Below are 14,693 nucleotides of genomic sequence, written 5' to 3'. Positions count from 1 at the left end.
CTCAGTCCCTCGCCTTCTGGTGCCGGACGTAGAAGAACGCGAGCACCATCGACATGAGCAGCACGAGGACGGCGGCCGCGGAGGCCACGGAGAACTCGTACTGGGTGAACGCGAGCTTGTAGGTGAAGGTGGACAGCACCTCGGTGGCCGTGATGGGCCCGCCGCCGGTGGTCATCCAGATGAGCGCGAACTGCTGCGTGGTCCAGATGAAGTCCAGGAGCGCCATCGAGATGATGATCGGCCGGAGCATCGGGAGGGTCACGTTGCGGAACTGCGCGACCACACCGGCGCCGTCGACGCGTGCGGCCTCGTAGAGGTCCTTCGGGATCCCCTGCAGACCCGCCAGCAGCGAGATCATGAAGAACGGGTAGCCGGACCAGATGTTGATGAACGTCACCGCCGCGAGTGCGGTCGACGGGTTGGCCAGCCACTCCGTCTGACCGTCCGTGAGGCCGGCCGTCCCGAGCAGGTAGTTGATGACGCCGTTCGGGCTGAGCAGCAGCCGCCAGAGGACCGCGACGATCGCCACCGTGAACAGCCACGGGAGGATGTAGAGCACCCGGAAGAGGCCCTTGGTGCGGTTGCCCAGCAACGGCGAGTTGAGCATCAGGGCGAAGGCCAGCCCGATGACGAAGTGCACGATCACCGAGCTGATGGTGAAGACGAGGGTGTTCCGCACGGCGGTGACGAACACGGGGTCGGTGAGGACCGCCAGGTAGTTGTCGAAGCCGACGAACGCGGGGTTCTTGTTGGTGATCACCCCGTCGAGCAGCGAGTAGCTGACGACCATGATGATCGGCGTGATCATCAGGATGATCAGCAGCACCCCCGTGGGGGTGAGGAATCCGTACGGCGTCAGCGTGCGCCGCAACCGGTTGAGCGTCCGCGACCGGGAGGCTCCCGCCGGCGCCGGCGGCGTCGCCTGCGCGGTCGGTGCGTCCTGTGTCGGACTGGTGGTCTGGGACATGGGAACGGCTCTCTCCTCGGGGTCGGGCCGCGCSGGGTGCCAGGTGGTCCCGGCGCGGCCCGAGGGGGTTCAGGGCTGGAGACCTAGAACTCCCCCTCCCACGTCTTCTGGGTCGCGGCGAGCGCGTCCTCCATGGACTGCTGACCGTCGAGCGCCTTCTGGAACTGCTCACCGAAGTCGCGCATCAGCTGCTCGGCCACCGGCAGACCGGTGAACTCGTTGGCCGGGTAGCCCGACTTGTAGATGTCGAACGCCGTCTGGAACAGCTCGTCGTCCTTGACGAAGTCGGGGACGGACGCCGTGTTGCCGGGGAAGGCGTTGGCCATCGTGGAGAGCTCGGAGTTGACGTCCTCGCTCATGAGGAACTGGACCAGCTTGAACGCCTCGGCCTTGTGCTCGGAGTTGTCGGCGATGCCGATGCCCCACGAGGCGTACGGGATGCCGCGCTTGCCGTCGTACCCGTCCTCGGCCGGGATGGCCGAGATGCTGAACTTCAGGTCCGGGTTGGACTCGCGCAGGTCGGTCACGTGGGCGAGCGAGTCGATCATCATGCCGACCCGGCCGTTGGTGAACTCCTCGACCTTGTCCTGCTCCTTCATGGTGAACGATCCCGGCGCGATGACGCCGGCGTCCCACAGGCTCTGGATGTAGTCGGTCGCGCTGGTCACGGCCTCGTTGTCGGTCAGGGCGGGCTTGCCGTCCTTGAGCATCGAGCCGCCCGACGCCCACACCCACGACATGACGTCGTTCTGGATGCCGTTGGGCGCCTCGAGCGAGAGCGGGAGCACCCAGCCGTGGACGTTGTCACCCAGCGCGGTGATCTTGGTGGCGGCGTCCGCGAACTCGGTCCGGTTGGTGGGCGGCGCCGTGACGCCGGCCTGGCTGAGCAGCGCGTCGTTGGTGAACATCGGGTAGACGAAGTTGACCACCGGGATCATGTACGTGGCGCCGTCGACCTGGACCTGGCTGGCCAGCTGCGAGTCGTCGTAGCCGGCGTCCTTCATGACCGCCGTGAGGTCCGTGATGGCGCCCTGCTTGGCGAAGTCGCTCACCCAGGCGCCGTCGAGGCCGACGACGTCCGACATGGTGCCGGACGCGGCGCCCGCCACGACCTGCTCCTTGGTCGAGGCGTACGGCCCCGACAGGAGCTTGACCTTGATGCCGGGGTTCTCCGACTCGAACTTGTCCATCAGCCCGCGGAAGGCCCCGTCGGGGAGCTCGGGCTCCCACCACTGCGAGAACTCGAGGGTGACGTCACCGCCGCCCGACGCGCTGTCCGAGCCCGAACCACCGCCACTCGAACATGCTGCGAGTGCCAGTGCTGCGACACCGGCCACAGCGATGAAGCGTCCAACGCGAGCGCCCTTGCCCATGACTGTCCCCATCCTCAGGTTCTGCCGCTTCGTGCGACTGTCTGCGCACTTCTGCGTGTTTCCGCCAAAGTAGACCCGGGGATGTGCGTCGTCAAGCGGTGCTTGGCATCCGCAACCACTCCGTGACCTCCGCCCTCACTCGGCCCCGCGCCCCGCTTCCCACCTGTGGAATCGGTCCCAGAGCCCCTGAACTGGGCGAACGACCAGGATCGTCGTGCTCGTGGCGACTTCTGCGGGTTTGCGTCTCGCGGAAAACTGGGGATGCGGGTTCTCGCACAAAACCGCACGGATGTGCTTAGGTACTCCCATGTCTGCGACCACCGACGGCGCACCGCGGCGACTGCCCGCGGGCCGCAAGGCCGCCCTCGCGGCGTTCGTGGCCGACCACGGTCAGGTCACCGTCGCCGATCTCGCGGAGCGGTTCGACGTCTCCCCGGACACGATCCGGCGCGACCTCGACCAGCTCGACTCGGACGGCGTCCTCATCCGCACGCACGGTGGGGCGGTGAGCCTGCAGGCGGTCCCCCGCCCCGACACCGGCCTCGACGTCCGGCTGCGGCTGCAGACCAGCGCCAAGGACCAGATCGGCGCGCTGGCCGCCGGGCTGGTCCGGGACGGCGAGTCGCTCATGATCAACGCGGGCACGACGACGCTCGCCGTGGCGCGCCACCTCTCAGAGCACCGCGACCTGACGATCGCGACCAACTCCCTGCGTCTGCCCACCGAGGTCAACCCGCTCGCGTTCCGCGACCTGTACGTCTTCGGTGGCGTGCTGCGGCTCAGCGCCCAGGGCACCATCGGCGCGGTCGCGTTCCCCACCGAGAACGGGTCCGACCGCGACATCCGCTGCGACCTGGCCCTCATCGGCGTCGGCGCCGTCAGCGCGGACGCCGGCTACTCCACCAGCAACCTCGGCGAGGCCACGATGATGAGCGCGATGATGGACCGCGCCGCGCGGGTGGCCGTCCTCGCGGACTCCACCAAGTTCGGCCGCCGTCTGTTCGCGCAGATCGCCGAGCTGGGCCGCGCCGACTACCTCGTGACCGACGCGGCGCCGCCGCCGGAGCTGGCGCACGCGCTCGAGGCCGCCGGCGTCCAGGTCCTGCTCCCGCCCGACGCGGGCTGACGGCCGCCGCTGGGCATTGCCACCTTGCGTACGATCCGAGACGTGCCCGTCACCGGGGTGGACCGCTCCACGCTGGATCCCGCGTCTGCGGGCTGGCTCGGCTGCCTCGACGAGGCGGCGGCCGGTCGCGACGACTGCCTGGCGCGCCTGCACGCGCTGCTGACCCGCGTCGCCCGCCGCGAGGTCGGGCGCCGCGCGGGCCAGCTCGCGGTCTCCGGGCCCGAGCTGGACGACCTCGCGCTGCAGTCGGCGGGCGACGCGATGCTCGCGGTGCTGGCCAAGCTCGACCAGTTCCGCGGCGAGAGCCGCTTCACCACCTGGGTCTACAAGTTCGTGATGTTCGAGGTGTCCGCCAAGATCGGGCGGCACCAGTGGCAACGCCAGGCACCCTCCGCCGTCGAGACCGACTGGGACCGGCTCCCCGACCGGCTGGGGATCGGGCCGGAGCAGCTCGCGGTGCAGCGCGACCTGGTCCGGGAGGTCACCCGCGCGGTCGACGAGGACCTCACCGAGTACCAGCGGACCGTGTTCGTCGCGGTCCTGCTCGACGGCACGCCGCTGGAGGCCGTCGCCCAGGGCTTCGGCGTCAGCCGGAACACCGTCTACAAGGCGTTGTTCGACGCGCGGCGCAAGGTGCGCGTCGCGCTCGTCGCGCACGGATACCTCGAGGACGCGGGGAGGTCGGTATGAGCGACTGGTCGCAGGTCGAGCACTTCCTGCACACCGACCCCCGGGACGTCGGGTGCGACGAGGCGATGGCGGTCCTCGAGATCTACGCGGAGCTCACCCACGCCGACCCCGGCTCCGCCCGGGCGCGCTACCCCGGGGTCGCCGTGCACCTCTCGCAGTGCGGGCCCTGCGCCGAGGACCTCGCGGGGCTGCTGCGGGCGATCGTCGCCGACGAGGCAGATTCGTAGGCCAGATTCGTAGGCCGGCGGAAGTAAGAACCTCGTCGCCGCCGACGCAGATGGGATGTCCGACCTTCCGACGAGAGAAGCAGGCATCCCATGAAGCGCATCACCCGACTCGGCGCCGTCGTCGCCGTGGCCGCCGCCTCCGTCCTGGCGGCCGCACCCGCGTTCGCCGGTGCACCCGCCCATCCCCGGCCGGCGGCCAGCGCCGTCGTGTACGTGCCGACCAACGATCCCGCGGGCAACGTGGTCCGCGTGCTGACCCGTGCCGCCGACGGCACGCTGCACGCCGCGGGCTCGTACCCGACAGGAGGGACCGGCGGCGCGCTGGCCGGCGCGGTCGTCGACCGTCTCGCGTCCCAGGGCTCGGTCGTCCTCGACCGTCCGACCGGCCTGCTCTACGTGGTCAACGCGGGCACGGACACGCTCAGCGTGTTCAGCGCGCGGGACGACCGGCTCGAGCTGCGCGACGTCGTGCCGACCCAGGGCGACTTTCCCGTGAGCGTCGCGGTGCACGACGCCCGGGTGTACGTGCTGAACGCGCGCGGCGGCGGCTCGGTCCAGGGATTCCTGCGCGCCGGTGCCCACCTGGTGCCCGTGCCGTCCTGGCACCGCGACCTCGGCCTCGACCCGACCGCGACGCCGGAGTTCACGCACACGCCCGGCCAGGTCGCGTTCGGCCCCGAGGGGCGCTCGCTGCTGGTCACGACGAAGGCCGCCAGCAACGCGATCGACGTCTTCACGTTCGGCAGGCTCGGCCGCCCGTCGGCCACCCCGACCATCACGTCGCTTCCCGGCAAGGTGCCGTTCGGCCTGGTGCTCGACGCCTCGGGTCACGTGGTCGTGGCCGAGGCGAGCAACAACGTCGCCACCTTCACGCTCGGCGCCGACGGAGCGCTCACGCAGATCGCGGAGCAGGCCACGGGCCAGGCGGCGACCTGCTGGATCGCGGCGCGCGGCAACGACGTCTGGACGTCGAACGCCGGCTCCGCGACCGTCTCGGGCTTCCGGGTCGGCGCGGCCGGCACCCTGACGGCCACCGGCGTCACGGGGACGCTGCCCGGCACGGTCGACGCGGCGGTGAGCTCCGACGGGCTCTTCCTCGACGTGCAGACGGGAGCCCAGGGCACGGTCGACACGTTCCGGGTCGCGGCGGACGGGACCCTCGCACCCGTGGGGTCCGTCGTCGTCCCCGGCACGGTCGGCGGCGAGGGCATCGCCTCGTCGTGACGCCTGTCGCCGTGGCCCGGGACCTCGCACCCCGGGCCACGGCCATGCCCCCACCAGGACCGTCGGGTGCATGATGGTCCGACCACTGCCGAGCGGGGAGACACCATGACGCACGACATGCGACGCGCCCGGCCGGGCGACCTGCGGCGGCTCATCCGCCTGATCACCCTCGGGCTGGCGGTCGTCGCGCTCGTCAAGGAGCTGCGCACCCCCGCGGAGGAGCGCGAGTGGAACGGGATCGTCGTCGGGTTCGTGCCCTACGACTTCCGGATGCCCACCGCCGAACGCATCCAGGAGCGGTTCTGGGACCCCGAGGCCGAGCACGTGATCGGCCCGCGCGTGTTCGGCGTCGGGTGGACGCTGAACCTCGGCCGCCTGGTCGAGCTGGTCCGGCGACACCTGGCCTCCTAGGACCGGGCCAGCACCACGCCCGCCTCGCTCGTCTGCACGATGAACGTCAGCGACTCCTGGAAGTACAGCTGCACGCTCGTCGCGTCGTGCGACAGGTACCCGATCGACAGGTCCTGCCCGAGGTGCAGCTCGTAGTCCCCGCCGCGGGTCGAGAGCAGGAAGGCGCCGTCGATGGCGGGCGCCCAGATGATCTCGTCGACGACGCGGGCCAGGTGCTCGCGGATCGGGTAGCCGTGGTCCGACGTCTCGGCCACGGCGGTGTACTCCTCGGCCGAGAGCAGCAGCGTGTACGGACCGTCGACGCCGGCCAGCCGCAGCTCGCCCAGCGCGTGCGCGATGGCGTCCGGGTAGTCGCGCACCTCCGTCGGCAGCTGCACGGGCGCGTTGGAGGTGCTGGCCCGCACGCCGGCGATCGCCGCCGCGGCGAACCCCTCGAAGACGGCCCGGTCCTCGGCGAACGCGATCTGCTTGGCGGCGTCCTTCACGGGCTGCCAGTCGGCGTCCTTCGCCCCGCGCTCGACGTCGTCGACGGACTGCCGGTCGACCGTGAACGGCACCCGCAGCTCGACCAGCGGCTGCGACAGGCGGAGCCCGGCGTGCACGCCCTCGGCCGGCGGGTCGACCGCCATGAGGTGGCCCGTGCCGACGGCCGCGAGCTTCTCGCCGCCCGGCCCGACCACGTCCACCACGCGCCGCCCGGCGATGTGCCGCTTGAACGTGCGCCGGGCCTCCTCCTCGAGGTCGCTCCACGCCGCGGACGAGATCGGCGCGAGATCGCGGTGCAGGTTGTTCATGGCGCGGTGCTCCTTCTCAGGCTGCCGATCCCCAGCGAGGAGTCGGAGGTCTCGGGTGTGTCGGGCGCGTCCGCGACGGGCTCGTCCGGCGGGTCGTCGAGGAGATCGACGGTGGGCACGAAGAACAGGTTCCCCGTCACCGCGGTGGAGAAGTCGAGGATGCGGTCGTGGTTGCCCGGCGGCTTGCCGACGAACATGTTGCTGAGCATCTGCTCGATCGGGTCGGGGTGGTCGGCGTACCCGATGAAGTACGTGCCGAACTCGCCCTCGCCCACCCGGCCGAACGGCATGTTGTCCCGCACGATCTTGCGCTCGGTCCCGTCGTCGTCGGTGATGACGGTCAGCGCGACGTGCGAGTTGGACGGCTTGACGTCGTCGGGAAGCTCGATGTCCGCCAGCTTGGTCCGGCCGATCACGTGCTCCTGGACCTCGACCGGCAGCGCGTTCCAGGTGTCGAGGTCGTGCAGGTACTTCTGCACGACGACATAGCTGGACCCCCTGTAGAACGGGTCCTCGTCGCCGACCGTCACCGCCTCGAGCGCCTCGCCGCCGGTGGGGTTCTCCGTCCCGTCGACGAAGCCCATGAGGTCGCGCTCGTCGAAGAACTTGAACCCGTGCACCTCGTCGAGCACCCGCGCCGCGCCGCGGAGCCGCTCGACCAGGTGGCTCGCCAGCTCGAAGCACAGGTCGAGCCGGGTCGCCCGGACGTGGAACATCAGGTCGCCGGGTGTCGCCGGGGCCGTGTGCGTCTCCCCCGCGACCTCGCGGAACTCGTGCAGGCCCAGCGGTCGCGGAAGCTGCGGGAACAGCCGGTCCCAGGCCGACGAGCCGATGCCGACGACGACCGCCAGCCCACCGGCCGGGTCCCGGAAGCCGACCGAGCGCTGCAGGCCGGTCACGTCGGTGAGCAGGTCCCGGACCTGCGGCTCTCCCCCGGCGTCGATCGCGAGCACCAGGAAGATCGCGCTGCTGGTCAGAGGTGTCAGCACCGGTTGGGAGGTCGCCGAGGCGTCACGGTCGCGCATCCTGGCCAGGATAGGCGTTCGCCCTCGTCACGGGGCTGTTCGGACCTTATGGTCGAGAGACCGACCCCTGGGAGGAATCGAATGGGCACGATCACGACCACTGACGGCGTTGAGATCTTCTACAAGGACTGGGGCTCCGGACAGCCGCTCGTGTTCAGTCACGGCTGGCCGCTGTCGTCCGACGACTGGGACGCCCAGCTCATGTTCTTCCGGCTCCACGGCTACCGGGTGATCGCCCACGACCGCCGGGGCCACGGCCGCTCGACGCAGACCGACGGCGGCCACGACATGGACCACTACGCCGACGACCTGGCGGCGCTCACCACCGCGCTCGACCTGCACGACGCCGTGCACATCGGGCACTCCACCGGCGGCGGTGAGGTCGTCCACTACATCGCCCGCCACGGCGAGAGCCGCGTGGCCAAGGCCGTGCTGATCGCCGCCGTGCCGCCGATCATGGTGAAGACCGACTCCAACCCCGGCGGTCTGCCGAAGGAGGTCTTCGACGGCCTGCAGGAGCAGGTGGCCACCAACCGGTCGAACTTCTACCGCGACCTGCCGTCCACCGCGTTCTACGGCTTCAACCGCCCGGGCCGCGAGCCGTCGGAGGCGATCATCGCGAACTGGTGGCGCCAGGGGATGATGGGCGGCGCGAAGGCCCACTACGACGGCATCGTCGCCTTCTCGCAGACCGACTTCACCGAGGACCTCAAGAAGATCACCGTCCCCACGCTGGTGATGCACGGCGACGACGACCAGGTGGTCCCGTACGCAGACTCCGGCCCCCTGTCCGCGGCGCTCCTGCAGAACGGGACGCTGAAGACCTACGCCGGGTTCCCGCACGGGATGCCGACCACCGAGGCCGCGACGATCAACGCGGACCTCCTGGAGTTCATCCGCTCCTGACCAGCTGTGCGGGGACGGCGAAGGCCGCGACGACCGCCGGGTCCGTGAACACCACGGACCGGGTGATCGCGTGCTCGGTCGCCGAGAACACCTGGATCGAGTGGATCCGGTACGTCGCCCCGTCCCGCACGTAGGCCGCGAGGGCGGGCTGGCCGTTGGACCCGATCGGGACCATCTGCCAGTCCGCTCCTCGCCGCCGGAACACGTCGGCCAGGAACCCGACGACGTCCTCGGGCCCGCGGTACCAGGCGAGGACGGGCGGCATCTCCAGCACGACGTCCTCGGCGAGCAGCCGGCCGACCGCCGCCAGGTTGCCGTCGACGAACGCGGCGACGTAGCGCTCCACGACACCGCGCTGCTCGGCGCTGACGGGCTCCGTCACGTGGTCCGCGCCGATGCCCAGGTCCTCCAGCCGCGCCCGGGCCCGTTGCAGCCCGCTGTTGACCGCGGCCGGCGTGGTGCCCAGCGCGTCGGCCGCCTCGGCCGCCGACCACTCGAGCACCTCGCGCATGATGAGGATGGCGCGCTGCCGGGCCGGCAGGTGCTGCATCGCCGCGACCAGCGCGAGCCGCAGCTGCCCGCGTGCCACGACCACCGACGCGGGGTCCACCAGGGCGTCCGGCATCGGCTCGAGCCACGGCACCTCCAGCGAGGGCACCAGAGGCGCCGTCGGGTCGTCGCCTGGCGCCCCGAGCCCCGACGGCAGCGGCCGACGTCGACGCCCCTCGAGCGCGGTGAGGCAGGCGTTGGTCGCGATCCGGTGGAGCCAGGTGCGGATCGACGCGCGCTGGTCGTCGTACCGGTCGAACGAGCGCCACGCGCGCAGGAGGGTCTCCTGCACCAGGTCCTCGGCGTCGTGCACCGACCCGAGCATCTGGTAGCAGTGCGCCAGGAGCTCACGCCGGTACGGCAGCGTCTGCTGTGCGAAGTCCTCGCTGACCGTCACCGGCGACCCACCCTTCTCCCGGTCGGATTCTGCCGGTCGCGACGCCGGGGCGGGGCTCGGCCGGCGGACCACCGCCGTGCCGAGCCCCCCTGCCACGATCGTCACGCGGGGTTCGCCGCGCAGTTGTGGTACGACTCCACCAGCCAGTCGCCGCCGGTCCGCGCGAGCACCCACGTGGCGCGACGCTGCAGGTGGGGCGGCACGACGGCCTCCCCCGCAGGGCGGTAGCCGCCGAGACTGTCCACCACGGCGACGTCCGGCGCGAGGAACCGGATCCGCTGCGGCTGCTCCGTCGACTCGGTGCCCCGCAGCGGGCCGTCGAAGCCCGCCACCATGAAGGCGCGGATCTGCTCCTTGCCCTGGATGTACGTGCCTGCGGTGACCACCGTGGCGTCGTCGGCGTAGAGGTCCGCGAACGCGGTGGCGTCGTGGGCGGCCCACGCGGCGCCCATCCGTGCCAGCAGGTCCGCGACGGCCACGGTGTCGTTCGTGTCGCGGGTGTCGAGCGTGTCGATCGTCGTCATGATGCACTCCTGTCTGCGTCGTACCTGACAGGCCGGGTCCGGCCTCACAGGTACATACCGGCGGGGCGTGGCGAACTCATCGGTCCGCGGCGACGGATCCGGCTGCGGACGGCAGTCAGGCGGTGGGGGTGCTGCGCAGCACCTGCTCGGCGTGGCGCAGGACGGGCGCATCGACCATCTGCCCCTCCCAGCGGAAGACTCCGTGCTGCCCCGCCGCGGCCTCGAGCACGGCACGCGCCCACGCGACCTGGGCCTCGTCGGGCCGGTACGCCGCGCGGATGACGTCGACCTGCGACGGGTGGATGCACGCGGTCGCGGCGAACCCGCTGGCAACCGCGTCGGAGGCCTCCCGGGCGAGGCCGTCCAGGTCGGCGATGTCGAGGTGCACCGCGTCGATGGCGGCCTTGCCGTGGGCGCCGGCGGCGAGCAGGACCGTCGAGCGGGCGTGGAGCGCGACGTCCCGGTACGTGCCGTCGGGCCGCCGGCTCGACGTGCCGCCCAGGGAGGCGACCAGGTCCTCCGCGCCCCACATCAGGGCGACGACGTTCGGCTCGGCGGCGATCGAGGCGGCGTTCACCACGCCCGCGGCGGTCTCGACCAGCGCGATCACGTCGAAGTCCGCCAGGACGCGCAGGTGCCGGGCGTGCGCCGCCTTGGCCAGCATGACCGTCCGGTACGGCATGCCCGCGAGCGCGGCGAGGTCGTCGGCGAGGTCCCGCGTCCCGGACGGGTTCACGCGGACGATCGTGCGCGCCGGGTCGAGCGAGGCCGTGGCGAGGTGCTGCCGGGCGGCGGTCTTGTCGTCGGGCGCGACCGCGTCCTCGAGGTCGAGGACCACGCTGTCGGCCCGGGCCGCCGCCTTGTCGTACCGGTCGGGGCGGTCGGCGGGGCAGAACAGGAGCGCCGGGCCTCTCATGGGCGGCACCAGAACAGGACGGTCCGCGTGGCGACCGCGACCACGACGTCGTCCTGGTTCCGGCCGGTGTGCTCGAGCGTCACGACCCCCTGCCCGGGCCGCGACCCCGAGAGCCGCTTGTCGCGCACGATCGTCGACGCGTAGAGCGTGTCGCCGTGGAACAGCGGGTGCGGGAACCGCACGTCGGTGAAGCCGAGGTTCGCCACGATCGTGCCCTGGGTCAGCTGGTCCACGGAGCTGCCGACCAGCACGGCCAGGGTCATCATCGAGTTCACCAGCCGCTGCCCGAACGGCTGCTCCGCCGACCAGGCCGCGTCGAGGTGCAGCGCCTGACCGTTCATGGTCAGCGTGCTGAACAGGACGTTGTCCGCCTCGGTCAGGGTCCGGCCCGGCCGGTGCACGTACCGGGTGTCCAGCTCGAGCTCCTCGTACCAGAGGCCGCGCTGCTCGACGTCGCGGGTCATCGAGGCGCCCCCGTGAAGCCCAGCTCCCGCGCGATCACCATGAGCTGGACCTGCGTGGTCCCCTCACCGATCTCGAGGATCTTGGAGTCGCGGTAGTGCCGGGCCACCGGGTTCTCGTTCATCACGCCCATGCCGCCGAAGATCTGGGTCGCGTCACGGGCGTTGTCCATGGCGGCCTCGCTGGCGATGAGCTTGGCCAGGCTCGCCTCGAGCTTGAACGGCTGGCCGGCGACGAGCCGGTGCGCGGCGTCGAGCCACGCCAGCCGAGCCGAGTGCACGCGGGCCTCCATGCGGGCGATGGTGAACGCGATGTGCTGGTTCTCGCCGATGGGGTGGCCGAACACGTTGCGGCTCTTCGCGTAGCGCATGGACTCCTCGAGGCAGCCCTGCGCCGCCCCGGCGCACAGCGCGGCGAACGCGACCCGGCCCTCGTCGAGCGTCTGGATGAACTGCGCGAAGCCGCGGCCGCGCGCGCCCAGCAGGTTCGCCTCCGGCACTCGGACGTCCTCGAACCGCAGCGGGTGGGTGTCGGAGGTGTGCCAGCCGACCTTGTCGTAGGGGGGCAGGACCGTGAAGCCCGGCGTGCCGGAGGGCACCAGGATCGCGGTCAGCTCCTTCTTGATCGAGCCGTCGTCGCGGACGCTCTCACCGGTCACCGCGGTGATCGTGACCAGCCGCGTGATCTTCGAGCCCGAGTTGGTGATGAACTGCTTGGTCCCGTCGATGACCCACTCACCGTTCTCGAGCCGGGCGGTGGTCTTGGTCCCGGACGCGTCGGACCCGGCGTCGGCCTCCGTCAGCCCGAAGGCCGCGAGCGCCTTGCCCTGCGCGAGCATCGGGATCCACTCCTGCTTCTGCGCCTCGGTCCCGCTCCGCCACACGGGCATCGCCCCGAGCCCGACGCCGGCCTCCAGCGTCACCGCGATGGACTGGTCGACGCGGGCCAGCTGCTCGACCGCCAGGCAGAGGTCGACGTAGTCACGCCCCTGGCCGCCGAACTCCGTCGGGAACGGCAGCCCGAACAGCCCCATCTCCCCCATCTGGGCGAGGATCTCGTACGGCAGCTCGCGCTTGGTGTCGTACTCGTACGCGGCCGGCGCCACGACGGTGTCCGCGAAGTCGCGCACCTCGTCGGCGAGCTTCTGCTGCTCGGGGGTGAGGTCGTAGGTCATGCCGGGATCCCTTCGTGGGGGTGGCCGGTGATGGTGGCCACCACGTGGTCGAGAGCCACCCGGTCGGTCGGTCGGACCGTGAGGGTGACGATGCCGTCGCTGGGGGCGACGACCCGGTGCTCCATCTTCATCGCCTCGATCGTGAGGAGGTTCTGACCTGCGACGACGCTGTCGCCAGTCGCCACGTCGATCGAGACGACGATGCCGGGCATCGGAGAGCGGACGTCCGGGTCGGTGGGTCGCTCGCCGCCGGTGCGCGCGGCGAGCTCGTGGCCCAGCCGTTCGACCCTGCTGACGACGCGTAGCTCGTCGGACCCCACCCAGACGACGGGGCCCTCGGCCGCGATCCGCACGGTGTGCACCACGCCGTCGAGCTCCACCTCGGCCGTGTCGGGCCCCCGACGCACGAGGGTCGCGCGGACGGGCGGGGCGTCGCCGACCTGGATCGTGCTGCCGAGCACGGCGACCTCGCCGACGTCCCGGAACTCGTAGCGGGTCGGTCGCGGGTCCCCGAGGCGCCACCCGTCGGACCGCCACGGGCCGGTGCCCGGGTTGCCGTGGAGCCACAGCGCCGCCGCGGCGACGGACACCGGGCTCGGGACCCGCGCCGCGGGCACCAGCCGTCCGAGCAGCCCAGTGTCGAGCCGACCGGCGCGCACGGACGGGTCCGCGAGGATCTGGCGCAGGTAGCCGAGGTTGGTGCGGACGCCCAGGATCGTCGTGCCGGCCAGGGCCCCGTCCAGGCGGGCGACGGCCTCGTCGCGGGTCGGAGCCCAGGCGATCACCTTGGACAGCATCGGGTCGTAGGTCGAGCCGATCTCCAGGCCCGCGAACAGCGAGCTGTCGACCCGGACGCCCTCGCCCGTCGGCTCGTCGAGCACGCGCACCGTGCCGGCGGTGGGCAGGAACTCCCGCGACGGGTCCTCGGCGTACACCCGGGCCTCGATCGCGTGGCCGGTGAGGACCACGTCGTCCTGCGTGAGGCCGAGCGGCTCCCCCGCGGCGATCCGCAGCTGCCACTCGACCAGGTCCAGCCCGGTGACCAGCTCCGTGACCGGGTGCTCCACCTGCAGCCGCGTGTTCATCTCCATGAAGAAGAACTCCGTGGGCGCCTCGTCGGACACCAGGAACTCGACGGTCCCGGCGCCGACGTAGCCGACGGTCCGGGCGACGTCGCAGGCCGCCGCGCCGATGCGCTCGCGGACGGCCGCGGTGAGCAGCGGCGACGGCGCCTCCTCGACCACCTTCTGGTGCCGACGCTGCAGCGAGCACTCACGTTCGCCCAGGTGGATCACGTGCCCGTGCTCGTCGGCCAGCAGCTGGACCTCGATGTGCCGGGGCGTGGGCACCAGGCGCTCGAGCAGCAGCGTGTCGTCGCCGAACGCGGCGGCGGCCACCCGTCGCGCGCCGACGAGCGCCTCGTGCAGCCCCGCGGCGCTCTCGACGACCGCCATGCCCTTGCCACCGCCGCCCGCCGACGGCTTGACCAGCAGCGGGTACCCGACGCGCGCGGCGGCCTCGTCGTCGCCGACGCCGGTCAACGCCACCCCCGGGATCACGGGGACGCCGGCCGCGGACACGTGCTCCTTGGCTCGGATCTTGTCGCCCATGACGTCCAGGGCCTTGACCCCGGGTCCGACGAACGCGATGCCCGCCGCCTCGCACGCCCGAGCCAGGTCCGCGTTCTCGGACAGGAAGCCGTAGCCCGGGTGGATCGCCTCGGCCCCGGTGGCCTGCGCCGCCGCGACGATCGCGTCGATGGACAGGTAGCTGTCGATCCGCACGGCCTCGTCGGCGCGCGCGACGTGGAGCGCGAGCCGGTCGGGGTCGGTGTAGACGGCGACGGGTCGGATCGAGAGCCGGCGCAGGGTCGCGACCACCCTGCACGCGATCTCGCCGCGGTTGGCCACCAGCACGGTGCGGAACAT

The 14,693-nt window shown here is 71.7% G+C and carries 16 protein-coding genes; 6 read left to right on the top strand and 10 right to left on the bottom strand.

Features of this window, described 5'->3' with window-relative positions; translation table 11 throughout:
• Window position 1: 1 nt before the first annotated feature.
• Entirely contained in the window at window positions 2-967 is a 966-nt protein-coding gene (locus tag AC1DWH_RS08305) for a carbohydrate ABC transporter permease (RefSeq protein ID WP_477093282.1), read from the bottom strand.
• 83 nt (window positions 968-1,050) lie between these two features.
• On the bottom strand, window positions 1,051-2,304 hold the full coding sequence (locus AC1DWH_RS08300) for an ABC transporter substrate-binding protein (protein WP_456847065.1): 1,254 nt from the start codon (window positions 2,302-2,304) through the stop codon (window positions 1,051-1,053).
• A 343-nt stretch (window positions 2,305-2,647) separates the two neighbouring features.
• Between AC1DWH_RS08300 and AC1DWH_RS08295 the strand changes: the two genes are divergently transcribed.
• The 5 genes from AC1DWH_RS08295 (at window position 2,648) to AC1DWH_RS08275 (ending at window position 6,018) form a co-directional block, all read left to right on the top strand.
• A complete protein-coding gene (locus tag AC1DWH_RS08295) occupies window positions 2,648-3,466 on the top strand; it encodes a DeoR/GlpR family DNA-binding transcription regulator (RefSeq protein WP_477093281.1) in 819 nt (272 codons plus the stop codon).
• Window positions 3,467-3,508: 42 nt separating this feature from the next.
• Entirely contained in the window at window positions 3,509-4,156 is a 648-nt protein-coding gene (locus AC1DWH_RS08290; RefSeq protein ID WP_477093280.1) for an RNA polymerase sigma factor, read from the top strand.
• Window positions 4,153-4,383: a hypothetical protein gene (locus AC1DWH_RS08285; RefSeq protein WP_477093279.1), complete on the top strand. Its 231-nt coding sequence runs from the start codon at window positions 4,153-4,155 to the stop codon at window positions 4,381-4,383. The genes AC1DWH_RS08290 and AC1DWH_RS08285 overlap by 4 nt, the downstream gene beginning before the upstream one ends.
• A gap of 90 nt (window positions 4,384-4,473) precedes the next feature.
• Entirely contained in the window at window positions 4,474-5,607 is a 1,134-nt protein-coding gene (locus AC1DWH_RS08280; RefSeq protein WP_477093278.1) for a lactonase family protein, read from the top strand.
• A 105-nt stretch (window positions 5,608-5,712) separates the two neighbouring features.
• Window positions 5,713-6,018: a DUF5808 domain-containing protein gene (locus AC1DWH_RS08275; RefSeq protein WP_477093277.1), complete on the top strand. Its 306-nt coding sequence runs from the start codon at window positions 5,713-5,715 to the stop codon at window positions 6,016-6,018.
• Here the strand turns inward: AC1DWH_RS08275 and AC1DWH_RS08270 are convergent.
• Window positions 6,015-6,812: a family 1 encapsulin nanocompartment shell protein gene (locus AC1DWH_RS08270; protein ID WP_477093276.1), complete on the bottom strand. Its 798-nt coding sequence runs from the start codon at window positions 6,810-6,812 to the stop codon at window positions 6,015-6,017. The genes AC1DWH_RS08275 and AC1DWH_RS08270 overlap by 4 nt on opposite strands.
• Window positions 6,809-7,837, bottom strand: coding sequence for a Dyp-type peroxidase (locus tag AC1DWH_RS08265; RefSeq protein WP_477093275.1), 1,029 nt, complete (start codon window positions 7,835-7,837; stop codon window positions 6,809-6,811). The genes AC1DWH_RS08270 and AC1DWH_RS08265 overlap by 4 nt, the downstream gene beginning before the upstream one ends.
• Before the next feature lie 81 nt (window positions 7,838-7,918).
• On the opposite strand from AC1DWH_RS08265, the gene AC1DWH_RS08260 reads away from it, so the two are divergent.
• Complete coding sequence (locus tag AC1DWH_RS08260; protein WP_477093274.1) at window positions 7,919-8,743, top strand: alpha/beta fold hydrolase; 825 nt, start codon at window positions 7,919-7,921, stop codon at window positions 8,741-8,743.
• Here AC1DWH_RS08260 and AC1DWH_RS08255 read toward each other — a convergent pair.
• The 6 genes from AC1DWH_RS08255 to AC1DWH_RS08230 all read right to left on the bottom strand — a co-directional run bounded on the left by AC1DWH_RS08255 (window position 8,730) and on the right by AC1DWH_RS08230 (window position 14,693).
• The gene (locus tag AC1DWH_RS08255; protein WP_477093273.1) at window positions 8,730-9,794 is read right to left on the bottom strand and encodes a sigma-70 family RNA polymerase sigma factor; all 1,065 of its coding nucleotides are present in this window, start codon (window positions 9,792-9,794) and stop codon (window positions 8,730-8,732) included. The genes AC1DWH_RS08260 and AC1DWH_RS08255 overlap by 14 nt on opposite strands.
• A complete protein-coding gene (locus AC1DWH_RS08250; protein ID WP_477093272.1) occupies window positions 9,791-10,213 on the bottom strand; it encodes an SgcJ/EcaC family oxidoreductase in 423 nt (140 codons plus the stop codon). Before AC1DWH_RS08250 ends, AC1DWH_RS08255 begins: the two co-directional genes overlap by 4 nt.
• 115 nt (window positions 10,214-10,328) lie before the next feature.
• Window positions 10,329-11,129 carry an HpcH/HpaI aldolase/citrate lyase family protein gene (locus AC1DWH_RS08245; protein WP_477093271.1) on the bottom strand — a complete coding sequence of 267 codons (801 nt, stop codon included), beginning with the start codon at window positions 11,127-11,129 and terminating at the stop codon, window positions 10,329-10,331.
• Window positions 11,126-11,593: a MaoC family dehydratase gene (locus tag AC1DWH_RS08240; protein ID WP_477093270.1), complete on the bottom strand. Its 468-nt coding sequence runs from the start codon at window positions 11,591-11,593 to the stop codon at window positions 11,126-11,128. Before AC1DWH_RS08240 ends, AC1DWH_RS08245 begins: the two co-directional genes overlap by 4 nt.
• On the bottom strand, window positions 11,590-12,765 hold the full coding sequence (locus tag AC1DWH_RS08235; protein WP_477093269.1) for an acyl-CoA dehydrogenase family protein: 1,176 nt from the start codon (window positions 12,763-12,765) through the stop codon (window positions 11,590-11,592). The genes AC1DWH_RS08240 and AC1DWH_RS08235 overlap by 4 nt, the downstream gene beginning before the upstream one ends.
• Entirely contained in the window at window positions 12,762-14,693 is a 1,932-nt protein-coding gene (locus AC1DWH_RS08230) for an acetyl/propionyl/methylcrotonyl-CoA carboxylase subunit alpha (protein ID WP_477093268.1), read from the bottom strand. Before AC1DWH_RS08230 ends, AC1DWH_RS08235 begins: the two co-directional genes overlap by 4 nt.

This window comes from Cellulomonas sp. P2_F12, assembly GCF_056403775.1.
The sequence above is the reverse complement of the archived record's forward strand: the minus strand, read 5'-3'. Positions and strand labels throughout refer to the sequence as shown.

Coding starts and splice junctions, on each gene's coding strand:
- AC1DWH_RS08240 (WP_477093270.1), bottom strand. CDS start 11,593: ATGACCCGCGACGTCGAGCAGCGCGGCCTCTGGTACGAGGAGCTCGAG.
- AC1DWH_RS08235 (WP_477093269.1), bottom strand. CDS start 12,765: ATGACCTACGACCTCACCCCCGAGCAGCAGAAGCTCGCCGACGAGGTG.
- AC1DWH_RS08260 (WP_477093274.1), top strand. CDS start 7,919: ATGGGCACGATCACGACCACTGACGGCGTTGAGATCTTCTACAAGGAC.
- AC1DWH_RS08270 (WP_477093276.1), bottom strand. CDS start 6,812: ATGAACAACCTGCACCGCGATCTCGCGCCGATCTCGTCCGCGGCGTGG.
- AC1DWH_RS08285 (WP_477093279.1), top strand. CDS start 4,153: ATGAGCGACTGGTCGCAGGTCGAGCACTTCCTGCACACCGACCCCCGG.
- AC1DWH_RS08305 (WP_477093282.1), bottom strand. CDS start 967: ATGTCCCAGACCACCAGTCCGACACAGGACGCACCGACCGCGCAGGCG.
- AC1DWH_RS08280 (WP_477093278.1), top strand. CDS start 4,474: ATGAAGCGCATCACCCGACTCGGCGCCGTCGTCGCCGTGGCCGCCGCC.
- AC1DWH_RS08245 (WP_477093271.1), bottom strand. CDS start 11,129: ATGAGAGGCCCGGCGCTCCTGTTCTGCCCCGCCGACCGCCCCGACCGG.
- AC1DWH_RS08265 (WP_477093275.1), bottom strand. CDS start 7,837: ATGCGCGACCGTGACGCCTCGGCGACCTCCCAACCGGTGCTGACACCT.
- AC1DWH_RS08250 (WP_477093272.1), bottom strand. CDS start 10,213: ATGACGACGATCGACACGCTCGACACCCGCGACACGAACGACACCGTG.
- AC1DWH_RS08230 (WP_477093268.1), bottom strand. CDS start 14,693: ATGTTCCGCACCGTGCTGGTGGCCAACCGCGGCGAGATCGCGTGCAGG.
- AC1DWH_RS08275 (WP_477093277.1), top strand. CDS start 5,713: ATGACGCACGACATGCGACGCGCCCGGCCGGGCGACCTGCGGCGGCTC.
- AC1DWH_RS08295 (WP_477093281.1), top strand. CDS start 2,648: ATGTCTGCGACCACCGACGGCGCACCGCGGCGACTGCCCGCGGGCCGC.